Origin of the sequence: Salmonella sp. WC3 (genome assembly GCF_042932255.1) — a bacterium.
GTDB classification, from domain to species: Bacteria; Pseudomonadota; Gammaproteobacteria; order Enterobacterales; family Enterobacteriaceae; genus Salmonella; species Salmonella enterica.
Genome location: NZ_CP170629.1, coordinates 1224781 through 1243964, shown reverse-complemented (window position 1 = coordinate 1243964; position 19184 = coordinate 1224781). Strand labels below are relative to the sequence as shown.

General features: G+C 53.5%; 17 protein-coding genes, 1 tRNA gene and 2 pseudogenes. 9 read left to right on the top strand and 11 right to left on the bottom strand.

Annotated elements, in window-relative coordinates; all coding sequences use genetic code 11:
* Positions 1-2: 2 nt before the first annotated feature.
* The 7 genes and pseudogenes from tssJ to tssH all read right to left on the bottom strand — a co-directional run bounded on the left by tssJ (position 3) and on the right by tssH (position 7067).
* Entirely contained in the window at positions 3-539 is a 537-nt protein-coding gene (gene tssJ / locus ACFK9X_RS05825; protein ID WP_151115837.1) for a type VI secretion system lipoprotein TssJ, read from the bottom strand.
* 66 nt (positions 540-605) lie between these two features.
* Entirely contained in the window at positions 606-1091 is a 486-nt protein-coding gene (locus ACFK9X_RS05820; RefSeq protein WP_000312793.1) for an Hcp family type VI secretion system effector, read from the bottom strand.
* A 251-nt stretch (positions 1092-1342) separates the two neighbouring features.
* Positions 1343-1789 (bottom strand): STY0301 family protein, encoded by a 447-nt coding sequence (locus tag ACFK9X_RS05815; RefSeq protein WP_001573854.1) that lies wholly within the window; start codon positions 1787-1789, stop codon positions 1343-1345.
* A gap of 12 nt (positions 1790-1801) precedes the next feature.
* The gene (locus tag ACFK9X_RS05810) at positions 1802-2188 is read right to left on the bottom strand and encodes a BPSL0067 family protein (protein ID WP_000323515.1); all 387 of its coding nucleotides are present in this window, start codon (positions 2186-2188) and stop codon (positions 1802-1804) included.
* 66 nt (positions 2189-2254) lie between these two features.
* Positions 2255-3763, bottom strand: coding sequence for a type VI secretion system contractile sheath large subunit (tssC, locus tag ACFK9X_RS05805; RefSeq protein WP_000013881.1), 1509 nt, complete (start codon positions 3761-3763; stop codon positions 2255-2257).
* Positions 3764-3786: 23 nt separating this feature from the next.
* On the bottom strand, positions 3787-4329 hold the full coding sequence (gene tssB / locus ACFK9X_RS05800; RefSeq protein ID WP_151115834.1) for a type VI secretion system contractile sheath small subunit: 543 nt from the start codon (positions 4327-4329) through the stop codon (positions 3787-3789).
* Positions 4330-4428: 99 nt separating this feature from the next.
* Positions 4429-7067: pseudogene (tssH, locus tag ACFK9X_RS05795) on the bottom strand (type VI secretion system ATPase TssH).
* A gap of 357 nt (positions 7068-7424) precedes the next feature.
* Here tssH and tagK point away from each other — a divergent pair.
* The 6 genes and pseudogenes from tagK to ACFK9X_RS05765 all read left to right on the top strand — a co-directional run bounded on the left by tagK (position 7425) and on the right by ACFK9X_RS05765 (position 13586).
* On the top strand, positions 7425-8327 hold the full coding sequence (tagK, locus tag ACFK9X_RS05790) for a type VI secretion system-associated protein TagK (protein ID WP_151115831.1): 903 nt from the start codon (positions 7425-7427) through the stop codon (positions 8325-8327).
* Positions 8314-9138, top strand: a complete 825-nt coding sequence (locus ACFK9X_RS05785; RefSeq protein ID WP_023210067.1) for a type VI secretion system accessory protein TagJ — start codon at positions 8314-8316, stop codon at positions 9136-9138. The genes tagK and ACFK9X_RS05785 overlap by 14 nt, the downstream gene beginning before the upstream one ends.
* Positions 9135-9629: a type VI secretion system baseplate subunit TssE gene (tssE, locus tag ACFK9X_RS05780; RefSeq protein WP_000108006.1), complete on the top strand. Its 495-nt coding sequence runs from the start codon at positions 9135-9137 to the stop codon at positions 9627-9629. Before ACFK9X_RS05785 ends, tssE begins: the two co-directional genes overlap by 4 nt.
* Before the next feature lie 15 nt (positions 9630-9644).
* Positions 9645-11528, top strand: a complete 1884-nt coding sequence (tssF, locus tag ACFK9X_RS05775) for a type VI secretion system baseplate subunit TssF (protein ID WP_000371506.1) — start codon at positions 9645-9647, stop codon at positions 11526-11528.
* On the top strand, positions 11525-12520 hold the full coding sequence (gene tssG / locus ACFK9X_RS05770) for a type VI secretion system baseplate subunit TssG (RefSeq protein ID WP_000145239.1): 996 nt from the start codon (positions 11525-11527) through the stop codon (positions 12518-12520). Before tssF ends, tssG begins: the two co-directional genes overlap by 4 nt.
* Positions 12521-12530: 10 nt before the next feature.
* Positions 12531-13586 (top strand): annotated as a pseudogene (locus ACFK9X_RS05765) (ImpA family type VI secretion system protein).
* 321 nt (positions 13587-13907) lie between these two features.
* On the opposite strand, the gene ACFK9X_RS05760 reads toward ACFK9X_RS05765, so the two are convergent.
* Positions 13908-13984 (bottom strand) — tRNA-Asp (locus tag ACFK9X_RS05760).
* 133 nt (positions 13985-14117) lie between these two features.
* A complete protein-coding gene (gene dnaQ / locus ACFK9X_RS05755; protein ID WP_001670675.1) occupies positions 14118-14849 on the bottom strand; it encodes a DNA polymerase III subunit epsilon in 732 nt (243 codons plus the stop codon).
* 63 nt (positions 14850-14912) lie between these two features.
* Between dnaQ and rnhA the strand changes: the two genes are divergently transcribed.
* Positions 14913-15380: a ribonuclease HI gene (gene rnhA / locus ACFK9X_RS05750; protein ID WP_151115829.1), complete on the top strand. Its 468-nt coding sequence runs from the start codon at positions 14913-14915 to the stop codon at positions 15378-15380.
* Here the strand turns inward: rnhA and ACFK9X_RS05745 are convergent.
* Entirely contained in the window at positions 15377-16099 is a 723-nt protein-coding gene (locus tag ACFK9X_RS05745; protein WP_151115826.1) for a class I SAM-dependent methyltransferase, read from the bottom strand. The two genes, rnhA and ACFK9X_RS05745, sit on opposite strands and share 4 nt — an antisense overlap.
* A 34-nt stretch (positions 16100-16133) precedes the next feature.
* On the opposite strand from ACFK9X_RS05745, the gene gloB reads away from it, so the two are divergent.
* On the top strand, positions 16134-16889 hold the full coding sequence (gene gloB, locus ACFK9X_RS05740; RefSeq protein WP_001052773.1) for a hydroxyacylglutathione hydrolase: 756 nt from the start codon (positions 16134-16136) through the stop codon (positions 16887-16889).
* 71 nt (positions 16890-16960) lie between these two features.
* Positions 16961-18328 (top strand): murein transglycosylase D, encoded by a 1368-nt coding sequence (mltD, locus tag ACFK9X_RS05735; protein WP_151115824.1) that lies wholly within the window; start codon positions 16961-16963, stop codon positions 18326-18328.
* 55 nt (positions 18329-18383) lie between these two features.
* Here the strand turns inward: mltD and ACFK9X_RS05730 are convergent, their stop codons facing one another.
* Positions 18384-19154, bottom strand: coding sequence for a class I SAM-dependent methyltransferase (locus ACFK9X_RS05730; RefSeq protein WP_023255415.1), 771 nt, complete (start codon positions 19152-19154; stop codon positions 18384-18386).
* Positions 19155-19184: the final 30 nt, after the last annotated feature.

Below are 19184 nucleotides of genomic sequence, written 5' to 3'. Positions count from 1 at the left end.
ATTCATTTATCCCGTTCCGTAATTACAATGGCGCTTTGTTCCAGTTCCGCCTCCAACTGCACTTTTCCTTTCCCCGGTATGAAGCTGCTGTACCAGGCTTTTTCCGGGGCTTCCGGGATTTTGTAGGTTACCCGCCAGACCGATTTGGCCAGGTTACGGTATCCGGCCAGTACGCCGATTGCCGTGGTCTGCGCATTCAGCGGGCGACGCAGTTTTTTCTCTTCGCCGGGACGCAAAATAAAGCTGTCGCGACGCACTAAATCGTCGGTAAGGACGGATTTGTCGTTGTCATGGAGCGACCAGTAATCAGCTCTCGTGAAAGCGGCGTCATTTTTTAGTTCATAAACACGTATCTCAATGGGCGCGGCCTTCTTCTGATTGTCAGGATTCACCTTATCGGAGGCTTTCACGCTCAGGTCGAGTCGCTGTGATTCGAGGTCAGGTAACGCATCGCTACTGCCGCATCCGGAAAGCAGGAGCAGTGCAAAAGGCATAGCTACCGCACATAACCACCGAGTGGGGTTACGCCATTCATTCACTGTAAATCCCTTTAAAATCAAAATAATAAATCCGGCCAGATGTAAATCTGGCCGGAAAAACAACCGTTAAATTTCTTTGTTGGCCTTGAAGTCGTAGCCTGCGGTGATGGTGCCGCCGCTGCCACCCTGCTGGTTCTGCACCACGTATTCCTGCTTCACGGTGCTGAAGGAGAGCTCAATCCGCTCGCGAGACGCGATTTCGCCTTCTCTGTTACCGCTAGGTGAAACGACCGCAACGATCAGATCGGTAAAGGTGTACTTGAGGTACTCCAACGGGTTGCCGCCAGCCTTACGCATAACCAGAATGGCCTGCGGAATGTGCTTACCGGAGGCACAGTATTTGAACAGATTCGGGCTGGCGCGATCGATATAATGCTCGAATTCCAGATTAGTGACAGAGACCTTACCGGAGCCGAGGCCACTACCGGCGTGCATGGTGGATTCCTGATGAATATTCCAGCGCCAGCCCAGTACTTCAATTTCATTTTTGTGTTTGTCATCCATTGACTCGCCGTCAATGCCGTCAATTTTCAAAAAAATGTCATAAGCCATTTTTATATCCTTGTTAAGTTTTACTTAAAATTAATCTGATTTTATCTACATCTTTGTTTATAGATAAATCATTGCCGTACAGAATTCCTCTCCAATAATTTCAGGACAACAGAAGACTGTATATTTTTCCGATACCGATAATGTATTTAGTTATTTTATGAGTTTGCATTATTTAATGCATATAAATAATGCCTCATAGCTTCCGATAATAAAAACCATAATCTGTACTGAAATTTTCACGTTTCAAATTGCTAATTACAGATAAAAGATACAGACTGGTCTTCTGGCGACCCCTCAAAATCACGGGTCTTACAGCGAGTAGAAGAAGCAGGTATTGGTTGCGCCAACCATATCTGTTCATGACCATAAATGCACGAAACCCAATAGCGATCGGTTTCTTTATCGCTAACACGTTCTGTTTCCCATACAGACCAATTTTCACCGTTTACTTTTTTAGTCTCTGGTTTGAGATCCATCAGGTTTTCAGGTTTACCCTGCGTTACCCCAATACTACTTAACCATAAACGCGACATATATCGAGGAGAAAGCTGCCACGGCGCTGGGACATCAGACTTCAGGCTCACAGCAGAAGACTGAGTATCAATAACAGCCGGACAACTGACTTCCCAGGCTACAGCATATTGTGAAAAGAGCAGAACAATACCAGGTAACAGATGAAAAGTTGAGCTTATGGTCATAATATGTATTTCCTACTCAATAATATAAAAAGCTTCGGCATTGTTACTGGCATCCGGATATGTGCCATCACTACGTATCCCACCTTTACGAGAAAGTGAGCGGGACGAGATTTTTTTCTTCTTTTTCCACTGATCCATAACATAAATATAGTTAGAATCCTGTTCAAGATAGAAAGCCGCATGTTTATGCACAGCGTCACCAGTTGGGTATTTACCATTAACAAAAGTTGCGATTGCTGTCCCCCTGGGGATCGACTTATCCCCAAAAACCTTTCGCCCTTGCTTCCAGGTTCCTGTAACCCCCAAATGTGCATATTGCTTGACTAAAGTCACACACTCCCCATCACCGACCTGATCTTTCCCTTGCAACGAATCAACCAAACCGTAAATATATGCCATATATCCCTCTTTATATTCTCTATCTTCTCTGACTTCACTCGCTTAAACATTCACAAAATAAATGCATCAGGCATTGCCCTGCTTCACTGACGGCAGTTTTGTCACCAGGCGCAGCGATCCCGTCAGCCCTTCAAGCTGGAAATGCGGACGCAGGAAGAATTTCGCGTCGTAATAACCTGGATTGCCTTCCACCTCTTCCACCACTACTTCAGCGGCAGCCAGCGGACGACGGGCTTTAGTTTCTTGCGAGGAGTTCACCGGATCGGCGTCGACGTAATTCATAATCCATTCATTTAGCCAGCGCTGCATATCCTCACGCTCTTTAAAGGAACCGATTTTGTCGCGGACGATACATTTGAGGAAGTGAGCGAAGCGCGAGCAGGCGAACAGGTACGGCAGACGGGCGGACAGGTTGGCGTTGGCCGTCGCGTCCGGATCGTAGTATTCCTGTGGTTTTTGCAGCGATTGTGCGCCGATAAAGGCGGCATAGTCTGAGTTTTTACGGTGGATCAACGGGATAAAACCGTTTTTCGCCAGTTCAGCCTCGCGGCGGTCAGAGATGGCGATTTCGGTCGGGCATTTCATGTCCACGCCGCCATCGTCAGTCGGGAAGGTATGGCAGGGAAGATTTTCCACCGCACCGCCTGATTCCACACCGCGAATCAACGTACACCAGCCGTAGTGTTTGAAGGAACGGTTGATGTTTACGCCCATCGCGTAGGCCGCGTTGCTCCAGACGTATTTGGTATGGTCAGAACCATCCGCATCTTCTTCAAAATCAAACTCGTCCACCGGGTTGGTTTTTGCGCCATACGGCAGGCGGGCAAGAAAACGCGGCATCGTCAGGCCAATATAACGGGAGTCTTCGCTAGCCCGCAGCGAGTTCCACGGCGCATATTCCAGGTTCTGGGTGACGATTTTGGTCAGGTCGCGGGGATTCGCCAGCTCCTGCCAGGAGTCCATTTGCAGTACCGAGGGGGAAGCCCCGGCAATAAACGGCGCATGGGCCGACGCGGCGACTTTGGCGATAGAGCCGAGCAGATCCACATCGGGCGGTGTATGGTCGAAGTAGTAATCCGCAATGATACAGCCATAAGGTTCGCCACCTAACTGGCCGTATTCGGCTTCATACAGTTTCTTGAACATCGGGCTTTGATCCCAGGCGATGCCCTTGTAACGCTTCATGTTGCGCCGCAATTCATCTTTTGACAGATTCATGAAGCGAATTTTCAGCTTTTCGTCGGTCTCGGTGTTGTAAACCAAATGCTCCATACCGCGCCAGGAGGATTCCAGCTTCTGCCAGTCGGGATGTTGCAGGATCAGTTTGATCTGTTCGGTCAGTTTAAAGTCGATCTGCGCAATAATAGCGCTGATGCTTTTATAGGCGTCATCGCTGACGGTGATCGTGTTCGCCAGCGCCTGTTGCGCCAGCGTCTGCACCGCGGCTTCCACGGCTTTTGCCGCCTGGGTAGTCTTGGGTCGGAAGGCCTGATTCAGCAACGCATCAAATTCACCGGATGCGGAGGCGGTATCCTGAGCAACCGCGTCGGTTGCCTGCATATTACTGTTTGCCATGAAAATTCCTTAAAAATTCGACGTTATTCCGCTGATTCATTATCCGCTGACACATCTTGCTGGGTAGCGGCCGATTTCGGCGCATTCGCCAGCGTTTTCAGCAGAGTCGGGTCCTGCAACAGTTTATTGACCAGATTTTCCGCCCCCGCCTTGCCATCCATGTAGGTCTGGAGGTTCGCCAGTTGAGTGCGGGCTTCCAGTAACTGGTTCAGGGCGTCCACCTTGCGGGCAATCTGTGCCGGCGAAAAGTCGTCCATATTTTCCAGCGTGATATCGACCATCAACTGACCTTCACCCGTCAGCGTATTCGGCACAGCGAACGCCACGCGCGGCGCAATGGCTTTCATGCGCTCATTGAAGTTATCAATATCAATATCGAGGAATTTGCGATCCGTCACCGGCGGCAGTTCTTCACGCGGTTTCCCGGCCAGATCGGCCAGCACCGCCATCACGAACGGCAGCTCGATTTTTTTCTCGGAACCGTAAATCTCTACGTCATATTCAATCTGCACGCGCGGCGCGCGGTTGCGCGCGATGAATTTCTGCACGCTATTGTTGATAGCCATAATCCTTCATTTCCTTTTTAGTCAACTGGTTGCCGCAAGGGGAGCGGTATACCGGTACAGTTTTTAAAATCGCACTACGGACACTTCGAACGGCCGGTTTCAGCAAACGATCTCAAAAACAATCTGCTCATCACCATTAACGCCGATATCAATCTGCCTGATCGCGGCTTTTTCCGTCATGGCCTGCAACCAGTAGCGCGACAGTCGTGGCAGAATGTGCTGTTCGATGTAGCCAATCAGCAACCGCGCGCCCGTTTCATGCATTGGACAGCACGCCACAATATGTGCGACCAGTTCCTCGCTATACGTCAGCGTCACGCCGTGCTGTTCACCCATCCGCGCCACCAGCCGGTCAAGGTGCAGACGGCAATCACGCCACGCGACGTTTCATCCAGCGGCAGGTAAGGGATCACCGTCACGCGGCCCAGAAATGCCGCCGGGAAATGCTTGCGCAATTCCGGCATTAGCGCCTCTTTAAGCCCCGTAGCATCGGGCATTAAGGCCGGATCTTCACAAAGCTGGCTGATGAGGTCGGAACCCACGTTGGTGGTGAGTAGTAGCGTGGTGTTTTTGAAATCGACATGTGTTCCCTCACCGTCCTCCATCCCGCCCTTGTCAAACACCTGATAGAAGAGTTCATGGACGTCATGGTGCGCTTTTTCGATCTCGTCGAGCAGCACTACGCTCCAGGGGTGGCGACGCACCGCTTCCGTCAGCACACCACCCTCGCCATAGCCCACATAGCCGGGGGGCGCGCCTTTCAGCGTGGAAACGGTGTGAGCCTCCTGGAACTCGCTCATATTGATGGTTACCAGGTTCTGCTCACCGCCGTAGATAGCCTCCGCCAGCGCCAGCGCGGTTTCGGTTTTACCGACACCGGACGGCCCGGCCAGCATAAACACGCCCACCGGTTTGCGTGGATCGCCCAGTCCCGCCCTGGCGGTCTGAATACGTTCACCAATCTGCGCCAGCGCGCCGTCTTGCCCGGTAACGCGTTGCGCCAGTCGGGCAGGCAGTTCCAGCACCTGGCTGGCCTCATCTTTCACCATGCGCCCGGCAGGAATACCGGTCCAGTCGGCGACAATCGCCGCGACAACCGCCGCGCTGACTTCCGGGAACACCACCGGCGCGTCGCCCTGCCACTCCCTTAGCGCCGTTTCGGCCTGTTGCAGCGTGGTTTTGTCATCAGCATCAGACTCTGCGACACGCAGTTCCTGCAACGTATGTACCAGTTCCAGCTCCCGCTGCCAGCGAAATTCGGATGCAGTCAGTTCATTGTTGAGCGAGAAAATTCGCGCCGTCAGCGCATCGCGCCGCTCATCTGACTGAATCCCCATTTTTTCCTGCTTCTGCAACAGCGACCGTTCCATTTCCGCCGCTTTTAGCTGCTGGCGCAGGAACTGTACGCTGGCAGGCTGCGTGTGCAGCGTCAGCGCCACGCGGGCCGCGGCGGTATCCAGCAGGCTGATGGCCTTATCCGGCAATTGCCGGGCGGGAATGTAGCGGTGAGAAAGCTGTACCGCCGCACGTACCGCCTCATCCAGAATCAGAACGTTATGGTGTTTTTCCAGCGTATCCACCAGACCACGCACCATTTCCATTGCGGGGATCTCTTCCGGTTCGGCAATCTGCAACACCTGAAAACGACGGGTCAGTGCCGGATCTTTCTCAATATGGCGCTTGTATTCGCTCCAGGTGGTGGCACCGATAGTCCGCAGGGTGCCGCGCGCCAGCGCCGGTTTCAGCAGGTTAGCGGCATCGCCCGTGCCGGATGCGCCGCCCGCGCCCACCAGAGTGTGAACTTCATCGACAAACAGAATAACCGGCTGCGGCGAGCGCCCGGCCTCTTCCAGTACCCCTTTCAGACGCGATTCAAACTCGCCTTTCATGCTGGCTCCGGCCAACAGAGCGCCAACGTCCAGCGCCAGCAGCCGTACTTCCCGCAGCGCGGGCGGCACTTCCCCCTGCGCAATCGCGAGGGCAAAACCTTCGACGACCGCCGTCTTTCCGACGCCCGCCTCACCAGTCAGTAGTGGATTATTCTGGCGACGGCGCAGCAGAATATCCGTCATGGTGCGGATTTCATGCTCACGCCCCGTCACCGGGTCGATTTTGCCGTCGCGCGCCTGTGCCGTCATGTCCTGACAGTATTTTGCCAGCGCGGATTTACCGTCCTGCCCGCCGTTGGGAATCGCCTGACTGCTTTCACCGGGAATGGCTGATGCCAGGCCGGAGCCGTCGTAAGGGCGCTCCTGCGCTTCCGGCGATGTTTCGATCAACGAGGGCAGTATTTCAGTCAGTTCATCAACCGGAAGCGTGGCCAGCGGCGCGCAGATACTGCTCAGTACCCGACGCAGTTCTGGCGTGGTCAACAAGGCCAGCAGCAACCAGCCGCTGCGAATTTTGTTATCGCCGTAACGGACGCTCGCCAGCATCCAGGCCTTTTCAACGCTGAGATCGATATGGTGAGAAAAATCACTAATGGCGCTGGCCCCGGCGGGCAGCATATCCAGTTGCCGGAGTAACGCTTTCTCCACATCAGAAAGAGGGATCTGGTAATGCCGAAGAACGTGGAGAATATCGTTATCGGGCTGCTGTGTTAACTGGTGCAGCCAGTGAGTCAGCTCAACCCAGGGATTAGAGCGTAGTTTGCAAAATGCCGTTGCCGATTCCAGCGACCGGAATAGTGGGCCGGCCAGTTTTCCATACAACGCACTGCGTGAAACAGGAGTTTCCATGTGTTATGCCTTGTGACATAAAAATAATGCATCAATGCATATAAATATATAAACAATTCTTTATTGATAGCCTCGAAAAAATATCGAAACAAAACAATGATACAGATCAGGGACTAATTAGCAACTAAGCCGTTAATATTAAATAATCAATGAACAGCAAGATAAAAATCGCAATTGCATAATTAAAAGAAATAATATCTCAAAAAAGACATCTATGCATACAACAATGCATTCACGACGAAAATAATAAAAAGGGTGTCATCAATAATGACTCCCTATGAATTTAGTTAAAATTATTTATGAATTAAAACTCCCTAAACGTTTCCTCCAGAAAAATAAATACATTTAAGGGACATAATGAAACAAGACATGTGGGAATTACGGAAAATACAGTCGCAGGGTATAACGGATAACGCACAGTATCCCGCAGAGACATACATCGTATTTACTGCCGCCGCCCCCTACATTCCGCTTTTTGAGCAACATGGGAAAGACGATATCGCGCTCAGTCTTGTTCGCCACGAAGAGGCGTGGTGGATTGTTAATCACTCTGATGAACTGTGCTGTGCCGTCAATGAGCAGGTGATGGAACCTCATCACCGTATGCGGCTGAATGATGGAGATACGATTGAATGGGGTCTGTCATCCTGGTGCCTTGCCCGCACCAATGATGAGTCCCGTCCCGATGTTTCGTTTCCTCAGTTGGTTCAGTCATCTGAATCCGTTGCTGAGTACCTGGATCTGGACTGGTTTAAACAACAACAGCTCAATCCGCAGAACCCGTTCGATATTATTCCCGTCCGGGAAACCGCGTCCTCTTACACCGGCCATGAAGCGGATAGCACGCTACACCAGCTTTACCAGGAATATCAGCAGGCATTGCGGCCCTCCGGGCAGGAAAAGCCCCTCCGTCCTAAACCGTTTCCCCGAAATGAAGACGCTGTCACCCAGGATTTGACGTCGTTATACGATAAAAAGGGCGACACCGACACGTTACAGGATATGGTGGCAGGCGCGCCCGGTATTGATGCCATTCTGGATATGCTGGACACGACCGGTGAGGGTGAAATGCACTGGCTGGCGATGGAATCAATGCCCGATATCCTGCAACTGCTCTCGCCGGAACAGGCGGGGAAAACCGCACATAGCGAGATACTGCCCGATCTGACCCGCCGCGAGCATCGTATTATTGGCATCGACAGCCACTACCGAATCACTCCGACACAGAAAAATGGAAATACCGCCCATGAAAAAAACTGACACGCTTCCTGCTACCCTGTCCGCGCTGCTACAGGAATACTCTATTGCGGAGGGGATTCAGATGGCGGAGCAGCAGGTTCGGGAAAATCCGGCGAAGGCGCTCTGCCGCCATAGCCTGTTTCAGTTGCTGTGTGTGGCCGGAGACTGGTCGCGGGCGCTGCACCAGCTTCAGCTATGCGCCAGGATGGAGGCCAATTATACCCAGGAGGCCCGGCTGTACCGGGAGCTGGTTCGCTGCGAAATGTTCCGCCACACCGTTTTTCAGGGTGAACAACGACCCGGTTTTCTTCTGCCGCAGCCCGTTTGGGTGGAGTCACTGCTGGCGGCACTCGCCTGTCATGACGATACCGGTGAGGTTGATAAACACCGTAATACCGCACTGGAAGCCATAACAGATACTGGCGGACAGTGGAACGGCGGCGCATTTGACTGGGCGAGCGACAGCGATTCCCGCCTTGGCCCGGTACTTGAGCTGGTCACCGGCGGCGTGTATATCTGGCTGCCGTTTTCGCAAATACGCTCGCTGGAATCGCCGCAACCGACGCGCCTGACCGATCTGCTGTGGAAACCCATTAATATCACCCTGATGAATGGCGATACGCACGGCGCCTGGCTCTTTACCCGTTACAGCGGTTCGGAAAGTGCATCCGACGCCCTGCGTCTGTGCCGGGAAACCGCCTGGCAGGACGGCCCCGGCGAAACCACCGTGCGGGCGCTGGGGCAGAAAGTGTGGCTGACCAGCCACGGCGATATCAGCCTGCTGGACATGACCCATTGTACCTTTCATGCTCAGGAAAACGATGGCGCATGAGCACGTCTCGTTTTACACCCGCTAACCACCTGCTGCCCACGCTGTTTGATCGGCTGTGTGACAATGCTCCGTATCAGAAAATTGACCGGGATATCAGCGTCACGCCGGTACAACTGAAGGAGATCATTCGCCGGGATCTCTCCTTTTTGCTCAATACCATTAGCCACGAGGGTGACATCGACGCCCGGCGCTATCCGCAGGCGGCGGCGTCAGTGCTCAACTATGGTCTGCCGCCGCTGGCGGGCAGCTTTATGTATGAGCACAAGTGGGACGATATCAGCGAGGCGATCCGGCGCGCCATTATCCGTTTCGAACCCCGGCTGAACGCCGCCACACTCAGGGTCACGCCCTTGCTCGATGAAGCCCGGCAGGGTAGCTATAACACGCTACAGTTTGAAATTCGCGGACAAATTCTGACGCAGCCGTATCCCACGGAGTTTCTGGTACGCAGCGCGCTGGATATGGAGCTGAGCCGCATTACGTTCTTTTAATACAGGGCATTATTCATGGATCCACGGCTACTGGAGTATTACAACCGCGAACTGAGCTACCTGCGGGAGACCGGTGCTGAGTTCGCCACCCTCCATCCCAAAATTGCCGCCCGGCTGGGGATGCAGGGAACCGATATTGCCGACCCGTATGTGGAACGCATGATCGAGGCGTTCAGCTTTCTGAGCGCCCGTACTCAGCTAAAAATTGACGCCGAATTTCCCCGATTCACACAGCGGTTACTGGAAGTCGTCAGCCCCAATTACGTCACCCCCACGCCATCGATGGCAGTGGTAAAGCTGTATCCCGATACGCAGGAAGGCGATCTGGCGAAAGGGGTCACCGTGCCGCGCGATACCGCGTTCGTTTCCCCCATCCCGGAAGGCGAAAATACCGCCTGCCAGTTTCGCAGCAGCCAGGACGTCACGCTGTGGCCGCTGTCCATCGAGGAGGTACGCCTGACCGCCGCGCCGCCGGATATGCCCGCCCTGCACCGCTATCTGCCGCCTAATATTCATGTCGCCGGGGCATTGCGCATCACCCTGCGAACCTTCGGGGAACTGACTTTCAGCGAGCTGGCCGGTCCGGCACGGCTGCCCTTTTACCTCTGCGGCGAAGAACGCATTGCGTCACACCTGTTTGAGCTGCTGCATACCAGCGCCGTCGCCACACTGGCCGGTGAACCCGGTCACTTTGACGGCGAACTGAATGTGAATCTTCAACACCCGGTGGCGCACGAAGGGCTGGAGCCAGGGCAGGGGCTGCTGCCGCTCGCCTGGAACGTGTTTCACGGCCATAATCTGCTGCATGAATTTTTCGCCTGTCCGGAACGGTTTTACTTCTTCACCCCGACCGGATTGTCTGCCGGGTTACAAAAGGTGCAGGGCAATGTGGCGGAAATTGTCATACTGCTTAACCGCCTGCCGCCGGACTGGCTGATTCATCAGACGGACGCTGCACAGTTCAGCCTGTTCTGTACGCCGGTGATCAACCTGTTTCCCCGCACCACCACCCGGATTGAAGTTACTCACAGCGTGACGGAACAGCATCTGGTGGTGGATCGTACCCGTCCGCTGGATTACGAGGTGTTTTCTGTTCAGGAAGTCGAAGGCCTGGAAGCGGAAACCACACGGAAGATGATTTTTCGTCCGCTGTATCACACCCGTAATAATGACGAAGGCAACCACGGGCGTTATTTTTCACTGCGTCGTGAGCCGCGCCGCTCGTCAGAAAACGCCCGCCGCTATGGCACCCGAACCCCCTATACCGGCTCGGAAGTCTTCCTGTCGCTGGTTGATCAGCATGAAGCGCCCTACCCGGAAAATCTGCGCCATATCACCGTCACGGCAATGGTGACTAACCGCGATCTGCCCTGCCTTATTCCACGTAATGGCCGGGATGATCTGACCGTAGATGCGGCGATTCCGGTGGCGGGCGTGGGTCTTATCAAACCGCCGCGCCCGCCGCAGCCGCCGCTGGCTGAACGCGAAATGGCCTGGCGGCTGATCCGGCAGTTGTCGTTTAATTATCTGCCGCTGGCCGATCTGGATCACCGCACCGGCGGCCAGGCACTGCGCGATCTGCTGAATCTGTTTATCCCGGCTCACGACAGCCCGCAGTCGCGCCAGGTGCGCAGCCTGATTGGCTGCAAAACCACCCCGGTGACCCGCCGCCTGCCCGGCTCCGGCCTGTTGGTCTATGGCCGGGGCGTCAGTTGCGAACTGACCGTGGACGAAGAAGGATTTTCCGGTATCAGTCCTTACCTGTTCGGTCTGGTGCTGGAACACTATATTGCCCGCCATGTTTCCATTAATACCTTCTCGCAGATGACGCTGCACTCGATGCAACGCGGGCATGTCATGACCTGGCCGGTCAGAACCGGGCAACGGGGGAGCGTATGACCGGCGCTCTCGACCAGGCGCAGAAAACCCCCTGGCGTTACGGATTCCTGAACCTGATGCGGCGCGTGGATGCCCAGCTCTGTGATACTCCGGCAGGCAGTATCTGGCAGCCACGGATGGAAAAATTCCGTCTGGGACAGACGCCGACGATGACCTTTGCGCCACGGGAAATCGCCCAGGTCAGCTGGCAGGATGGACGCCTGCACCTGAGCCTGTACAGCCTCGGACTATGGGGGCCAAACGGCCCGTTGCCGCTGCACTATACCGAGCTGGCGCTAAACCGCTCAGAGAGTCGTCACGATCCGACGCTGGTTCATTTTTCCAATATTTTTCACCACCGCTGGCTGACGCAGTTCTGGCAGGCATGGCGCAGCGCCCAGTCCGCTGGTGGCGGGCTGGACAAACCGGAACACGACCGTTTTGCGTTTTATATCGCCAGTCTCAGCGGGCAGGATCTACGGGAAAGCGCCGAAAGCCCGCTGTCAGATCATGTTCGCCTGGCAGCCTCCGCCCATCTGGTACGCGAATCGCGCAATCCTGACGGGCTGGCCGCCACGCTGGCGCACTATTTCAGCGTACCTTTTGCGGTGAAAGAATTCGCCCTGCACTGGATAACGGTGGCGAACGATGAAATCACCCGTCTGGGCACGCCCGCGCAGTCTTCGGTGCTGGGCAACGGGGCGCTTATCGGCCAGGCCGTACCGGATATGCAGTACAAATTCCGGCTAATTATCGGCCCGCTCACGCTGGAGGATTACCTGCGTTTTCTGCCCGGCGGCAACAATCTGCCCGTGCTGACAGAACTGGTGCGTACGTTCATCGGTTTTGAATATTGCTGGGAAATTGAGCTGCAGTTGAAGCCTCATGCCGCACCGCCTGCGGTGATCGGCGGTGCGCAGCGGCTTGGCTGGACGGCCTGGGCAGGTAAAGCCATGCATGACCGTCCGGTGACCGGCATGATTTTTGAACCTGAACACGGCTTAACCCACTGAGAGTAATGATATGGACATGTCCCTGACTAAACCGGTAAGCGCGGAACAACCCTGCGGCCCCGATCCGGAGTACGACCCGGAATACCTGCTGCTGTTCAGTCGCGCCGCCCCCCAGGCGGAGGCGCAATATGGTGATTTTGTCAGTACGCCGGAAGCCGTGAACTGGCCGGAAATTGAACGTGATGCGCGCCGTCTGCTCACGCGCAGTAAGGATATCCGGGTGTTAATCCTGCTGCTGCGCAGTCGCATCCAGCAGGCTGGCGCACAGGGACTGGCGGAAATGCTCACGCAACTGGCAGAACTGAGCGTAATCTGGTCCGATGCACTCCATCCACAGCTGCTTACCGGCGAAGGCACACCCGCAGAATCTATTGAAGATGCGGCGCTGGCGCGCAGTAATGCCCTGGCGGCGCTGCTGGATCACGAAGGCGTGATGGCAGACATTCGCGGTATCACGCTGTCAAACAGTGCCGTCCTGCGCCTGCAGGTACGGGATGTCGAGCGCGCGTTATCCGCCCCTCGCCCGGCTGATGCGCTGGCCCCCGAATCCGTCCGCTAGCAACTGGCCGACCTCGAAGCCCGTGGGGCATTACCGCTGGCGGCGTTTCGCGAAGCGCAGGAAAGCGCAGAACGCCTGCAAGTGTGGGCGCGTGAGACATTAGGCGATCTGGCTCCAGATTTTTCACGCCTGCGGCAGTTGTTAGCGCTGCTGCCTGACGTGGTACAGACAACCACACCGGAAATCCCTCCGTCGCCAGCGCCAGTGCCAGACCCCGCAGGCACGGTTATGGATAATGCCGTTCCGGCACGGGCAGAGGATGTGCCGCCTGTCAACGCGCCACCCGGTATATCCCTCCCACACAATGCTGAACCGGGGCCAATTCGCGATCGTAATGATGCGCTGGAGCGCCTGCGGTGCATTCGTCGCTGGTTTGAGAGCAGTGAACCCAGTAGCCCGACCATCCCACTGTTACGCCAGGCTGAAAGACTGGTGGGAAAACGGTTCTCGGAGGTGATCAATGAGATCCCGGTGGAGTTGCTGGAGAAGTGGGATGCCCTGGAGTGATGATGCGCATGTCTGGCGGTTCTCCGTAATTATCTGAGTGATATCAACATTACGCAGTCTGCTTCTGCGCTGAACATGTCCCGATCCCAGTTAAGCACCGCCATGAGGCCGCGCCTTAAATGTCAGTGGGATCAAAATAGCCATGACAGTGAAAGAAGTGGCGGTAATATCCTGTTCGTCATCCAGGCGTAGGCCCATTTGCGTCAGATTCCACGATAGGCGGTGGAACTTCTTGAAGACGAAAAAAAACCGTATCCCTTTTACAGTGATACGGTTTTTTTTACTTCACAGGATGTATAAAAACACCCTGAGATTTGTATCTGGCGGAACGGACGGGACTCGAACCCGCGACCCCCTGCGTGACAGGCAGGTATTCTAACCAACTGAACTACCGCTCCGTGATGTTCCCGCTGGGAACGAGGCGAATATTACGGTTTGCGGTGTCGCCCGTCAACGCTTTTTCTCACCTTTTGAATCAGTTGCTGCAAAAATCGCCCGAAGGATGATTTTTATAGCCTAAAAAGGAATAAATTACGCCCGCCAAAGGCAACTTCCGCCCTTTTTCTGCACCAGATCAAGCCGCGATTCATGCGCAGCCAGCTCTTCCTCAGAGGCAAAAACGACCCGTAACCGGCTGGCCTGGCGAACGATTCGCTGAATGGTCGCTTCACCTTGCTGCCGTTGCGTCTCTCCTTCCATCGCAAACGTCATGGACGTTTGCCCGCCCGTCATCGCCAGATACACTTCGGCAAGGATCTGGGCATCGAGCAATGCGCCGTGCAAAGTACGTTTGCTATTATCTATCTCATAACGCGAACACAGCGCATCAAGGCTGTTACGCTTGCCGGGGAACATTTTCCGCGCCAACGCCAGGCTATCGGTAACTTTGCAGAAAGTATTGGTTTTAGGAATATCGCGTTTAAGCAGACCAAACTCATAATCCATAAAGCCGATATCGAACGATGCGTTATGGATGACCAGCTCCGCGCCGCGGATATAATCAAGAAACTCATCGACCACATCAGCAAAAACCGGCTTATCCAGCAGAAACTCATCGGCAATACCGTGTACGCCAAACGCCTCCGGATCCACCAGCCGATCCGGCTTCAGGTAAACATGAAAATTGTTGCCGGTCAGACGACGGTTTATCACCTCAACCGCACCGATCTCAATAATCTTGTGACCTTCATAGTGCGCGCCTATCTGGTTCATACCGGTGGTTTCGGTATCGAGGACAATCTGTCGTGTAATTGCAGTGCTCATATCGGTCATTTATGTCAGACTTGCGTTTTGTTATCGATTTCAATTACAGGAAGTCTACCAGAGATGCTTAAACAGGTAGAAATTTTCACCGATGGCTCTTGCCTGGGGAATCCAGGGCCTGGTGGTTATGGCGCTATCTTACGCTATCGCGATCATGAAAAAACGTTTAGTGAAGGTTACACGCTGACCACCAATAACCGTATGGAACTGATGGCGGCGATCGTCGCGCTTGAAGCGTTAAAAGAACATTGCGAAGTGACATTGAGCACCGACAGCCAATATGTGCGGCAAGGAATTACCCAATGGATTCATAACTGGAAGAAACGCGGCTGGAAAACTGCGGAAAAGAAACCCGTAAAAAATGTCGATCTCTGGAAACGTCTCGATGCTGCGTTAGGTCAGCATCAGATCAAATGGGTATGGGTCAAAGGCCATGCAGGCCATCCCGAAAACGAGCGTTGTGATGAACTGGCGCGCGCCGCGGCAATGAACCCCACGCAGGAAGATAGTGGCTACCAGGCGGAGGCTTAGCCATCCGGTTTGCGATATTGCCGGGTGGCGCCAACGGTCTGGCGGATAGGGGTTTTACTTTTATTATGTCGCAGCGGATTAAGCGTAAGCGGGATGGTCCGCTTACGGGCCACAATAAGCTGTAAACAGCCCAGCGCCGGGATATGCGTATTTAAAAGCCGCCCCCCCTGCTTTTTCCAGGGTAAGACATGAAAACGGCTATAATGTAGCACTTCAAAATTGAGTAAAGACAGCCAGTCCAGTTGCCGCATAAGGGTAAACATCCGACCATTATAGGGAGGTGTTTTACGTAAAACGGGTACCAGTTTACGTAACCCCATCAAACTCAGCGGGTTAAATCCACTGATGACCAGCCAACCGTCATCAATCAATACGCGGTCGGCTTCCCGCAATAAACGGTGCGGGTTGGTACACCACGGCAAAGTATGCGCCAGCAGACAAACATCGACGGATTTATCTGCAAAAGGAAGGTGTAGCGGATCGGCCAGAACCTGCATCGGCGCCCCCTGCGACGAAACATTCACCTGATGGGAGACCGCGCACGCTTCGGAATTGATTTCTGCGCTTAAATTACCGATTTTAAGCAAATGGAAACCATACATTTTTGCAAACCACGGATTTAGCTGCTGTTCCAGCGCCTCACGGTAGTAATTGCCCCAGGGCAACTCACCCCAACATCCGGGCGCAACGACAGTTTGAGAGAGCCTTGCCGGTTTCATCGCAACCTTCCGCTAATTATTTGAGAGGTAATATATGAATCTTAACAGTATTCCCGCGTTTCAGGACAATTACATCTGGGTGCTGACCAATGATGAAGGCCGCTGTGTGATTGTTGATCCCGGCGAAGCGGCCCCCGTCTTAAAGGCCATTGCTGAACATAAGTGGATGCCGGAGGCGATTTTTCTGACGCATCACCATCACGACCATGTTGGCGGAGTCAAAGAGCTGTTGCAACACTTCCCGCAAATGACGGTTTATGGACCGGCGGAAACGCAAGACAAGGGAGCAACCCATCTTGTTGGCGATGGCGATACTATTCGCGTTTTAGGCGAGAAATTTACTCTTTTTGCCACGCCGGGCCACACGTTAGGACACGTCTGTTACTTTAGCCACCCTTACTTATTCTGCGGCGACACGCTGTTCTCTGGCGGCTGTGGTCGACTGTTTGAAGGCACGCCATCACAGATGTATCAGTCACTTATGAAAATTAATTCTCTGCCTGACGACACACTCATTTGCTGCGCTCACGAATACACTTTAGCTAACATTAAGTTCGCATTGAGCATACTTCCGCACGATTCGTTCATAAATGAATATTATCGTAAAGTTAAAGAGTTACGTGTAAAAAAACAAATGACATTACCCGTTATTCTTAAAAATGAGCGTAAGATTAATCTTTTTTTAAGAACTGAAGATATTGATTTAATTAACGAAATAAACAAAGAAACAATATTGCAACAACCAGAAGCGCGTTTTGCATGGTTAAGGTCAAAGAAAGACACGTTCTGATAATTCTTACTTGTCATTCGCTAACTTCGCCGTTATGATCGGTCGTCTTTTAAGCAACTATTGACACACACATGAAGGCAAAAGCGATATTACTCGCCTCTGTCCTGCTTGTGGGGTGCCAGACGTCTCAGAACACTGGCAACGTCCAACAGCACGCACAGAGCCTTTCTGCAGCTGGTCAAGGGGAAGCAGGAAAGTTTACGAGTCAGGCACGATGGATGGACGACGGAACGTCTATCGCGCCAGATCAGGACTTGTGGGCTTTCATTGGCGACGAGCTAAAGATGGGAATTCCGGAAAACAGCCGGATTCGCGAACAGAAACAGAAGTATTTACGCAATAAGAGCTATCTCCACGATGTAACTTTACGGGCAGAGCCGTATATGTACTGGATAGCGGGGCAGGTTAAGAAACGTAACATGCCTATGGAGCTGGTACTACTACCCATAGTGGAGAGCGCTTTTGATCCTCACGCAACGTCTGGCGCCAATGCCGCAGGCATCTGGCAGATCATACCGAGCACAGGGCGCAATTATGGTTTAAAGCAGACCCGTAATTATGACGCGCGTCGCGATGTTGTAGCCTCTACGACCGCCGCGTTAGACATGATGCAGCGTCTGAACAAAATGTTTGACGGCGACTGGCTGTTAACCGTTGCAGCGTATAACAGCGGCGAAGGCCGTGTTATGCGGGCAATTAAAGCAAACAAAGCGCGTGGAAAACCGACGGATTTCTGGTCGCTTTCTTTGCCCAGAGAAACAAAACTCTACGTACCTAAGATGCTGGCATTGAGTGAAATTCTCAAAAACAGCAAACGCTACGGCGTACGTCTGCCAACAACAGATGAAAGCCGAGCGCTGGCACGAGTTCGTTTAAACAGTCCAGTTGAAATGGCGCAGGTTGCGGATATGGCGGGCATGTCTATCAGCAAGCTGAAGACGTTTAATGCCGGTGTAAAAGGGTCTACCTTAGGCGTAAGCGGTCCGCAATATGTTATGGTGCCCAAAAAGCATGCCGAGCAGTTGCGTGAGTCGCTGGCTTCCGGTGAGATTGACGCCGTTCAGTCCCAACTGATCGCCGACAATACGCCGTTGAATAGCAGTAGCTATAAGGTGCGCTCTGGCGATACGCTTTCCGGTATTGCTTCGCGGCTTGGCGTAAGCACGAAGGACTTGCAGCAGTGGAACAACCTGCGTGGTTCGCGCCTGAAAATCGGGCAAAGCCTGACCGTAGGCGCTGGCAGCAGCGCGCAACGACTGGCAAACAATAGCGATAGCATTACCTATCGTGTCCGTAAAGGCGATTCGCTTTCCAGTATCGCCAGACGTCACGGGGTGAATATCAAAGATGTGATGCGCTGGAACCATGATACGGATAATCTACAACCGGGCGATCAGCTTACGTTGTTTGTGAAGGACAATAGCACGCCAGACTCCTGATATTGTCCGACGAAAAAGCCAAAAGGCGCCGCTTCCCCCGGCGCCTTTTAAATTGCTATACCGCTTTATGCGCTTCCAGCATGATAGTATCGCTGCTAAACGAGCCGTCATCCTGCAACTCAAAATAACGCTTCACCTCTACCGGGGCGCTCGCCTGATATAATCGAATCGCCTCAACCAACGGCGCTGGAGTACGCATCCGCGTTACCCATGAGCGAAACTCCAGCGATAAACGATCGGTTATCACGGTATTCGTTACCAGCATCGCGTTATTGACCATCGCCAGCCATTCACCACTGGAATAGTTACGGACATGCGACGTGTCGCGTAACGCCTCCACCGTTTGCAGCCAGATATCGCGTACAGGATGTCCAGGCGACATGACATCCATGATAATCAGCACGCCGCCGGGTTTTAATACACGATAAACCTCACGCAATGCCTGACCAACGTCGTGCCAGTGATGCGCGGAATAGCGGCTAATCACCATCTCAAACGATGCATCTTCAAAGGGCAGTTTTTCGGCATAGCCTTGCCGGAGAGTAATATTACTTAAATGTCTTTCTTCCGCCGCTCCAGCGACAACCTCAAGCATGCTGGCTGATAAATCGTATGCCACGACCGAGTTGGCATGTTGCGCAGCGACAAAACTCGCGTGTCCAGCTCCACATCCCATATCCAGTACGTTCGCGTGGGAAAAATCAGACAGCCTTTGCGCCAGCCGCGCTAAGTCACGACCCGCTGCGTGAACGGCGCTATGTAAATAGGCGTTCGCCTGTGAACCAAACTGCTTTTCAACATTGTCATGGTGGGAATGCGTTGTCATGGTAGTGCCCTTCTGTTATGAGAAAAGTAA

Bases quoted from the DNA above. Each gene is read 5' to 3' on its own strand.
- ACFK9X_RS05820 (WP_000312793.1), bottom strand. From the start codon at position 1,091: ATGGCTTATGACATTTTTTTGAAAATTGACGGCATTGACGGCGAGTCA.
- ACFK9X_RS05815 (WP_001573854.1), bottom strand. From the start codon at position 1,789: ATGACCATAAGCTCAACTTTTCATCTGTTACCTGGTATTGTTCTGCTC.
- ACFK9X_RS05810 (WP_000323515.1), bottom strand. From the start codon at position 2,188: ATGGCATATATTTACGGTTTGGTTGATTCGTTGCAAGGGAAAGATCAG.
- tssC (WP_000013881.1), bottom strand. From the start codon at position 3,763: ATGGCAAACAGTAATATGCAGGCAACCGACGCGGTTGCTCAGGATACC.
- tssB (WP_151115834.1), bottom strand. From the start codon at position 4,329: ATGGCTATCAACAATAGCGTGCAGAAATTCATCGCGCGCAACCGCGCG.
- tagK (WP_151115831.1), top strand. From the start codon at position 7,425: ATGAAACAAGACATGTGGGAATTACGGAAAATACAGTCGCAGGGTATA.
- ACFK9X_RS05785 (WP_023210067.1), top strand. From the start codon at position 8,314: ATGAAAAAAACTGACACGCTTCCTGCTACCCTGTCCGCGCTGCTACAG.
- tssE (WP_000108006.1), top strand. From the start codon at position 9,135: ATGAGCACGTCTCGTTTTACACCCGCTAACCACCTGCTGCCCACGCTG.
- tssF (WP_000371506.1), top strand. From the start codon at position 9,645: ATGGATCCACGGCTACTGGAGTATTACAACCGCGAACTGAGCTACCTG.
- tssG (WP_000145239.1), top strand. From the start codon at position 11,525: ATGACCGGCGCTCTCGACCAGGCGCAGAAAACCCCCTGGCGTTACGGA.
- dnaQ (WP_001670675.1), bottom strand. From the start codon at position 14,849: ATGAGCACTGCAATTACACGACAGATTGTCCTCGATACCGAAACCACC.
- rnhA (WP_151115829.1), top strand. From the start codon at position 14,913: ATGCTTAAACAGGTAGAAATTTTCACCGATGGCTCTTGCCTGGGGAAT.
- ACFK9X_RS05745 (WP_151115826.1), bottom strand. From the start codon at position 16,099: ATGAAACCGGCAAGGCTCTCTCAAACTGTCGTTGCGCCCGGATGTTGG.
- gloB (WP_001052773.1), top strand. From the start codon at position 16,134: ATGAATCTTAACAGTATTCCCGCGTTTCAGGACAATTACATCTGGGTG.
- mltD (WP_151115824.1), top strand. From the start codon at position 16,961: ATGAAGGCAAAAGCGATATTACTCGCCTCTGTCCTGCTTGTGGGGTGC.
- ACFK9X_RS05730 (WP_023255415.1), bottom strand. From the start codon at position 19,154: ATGACAACGCATTCCCACCATGACAATGTTGAAAAGCAGTTTGGTTCA.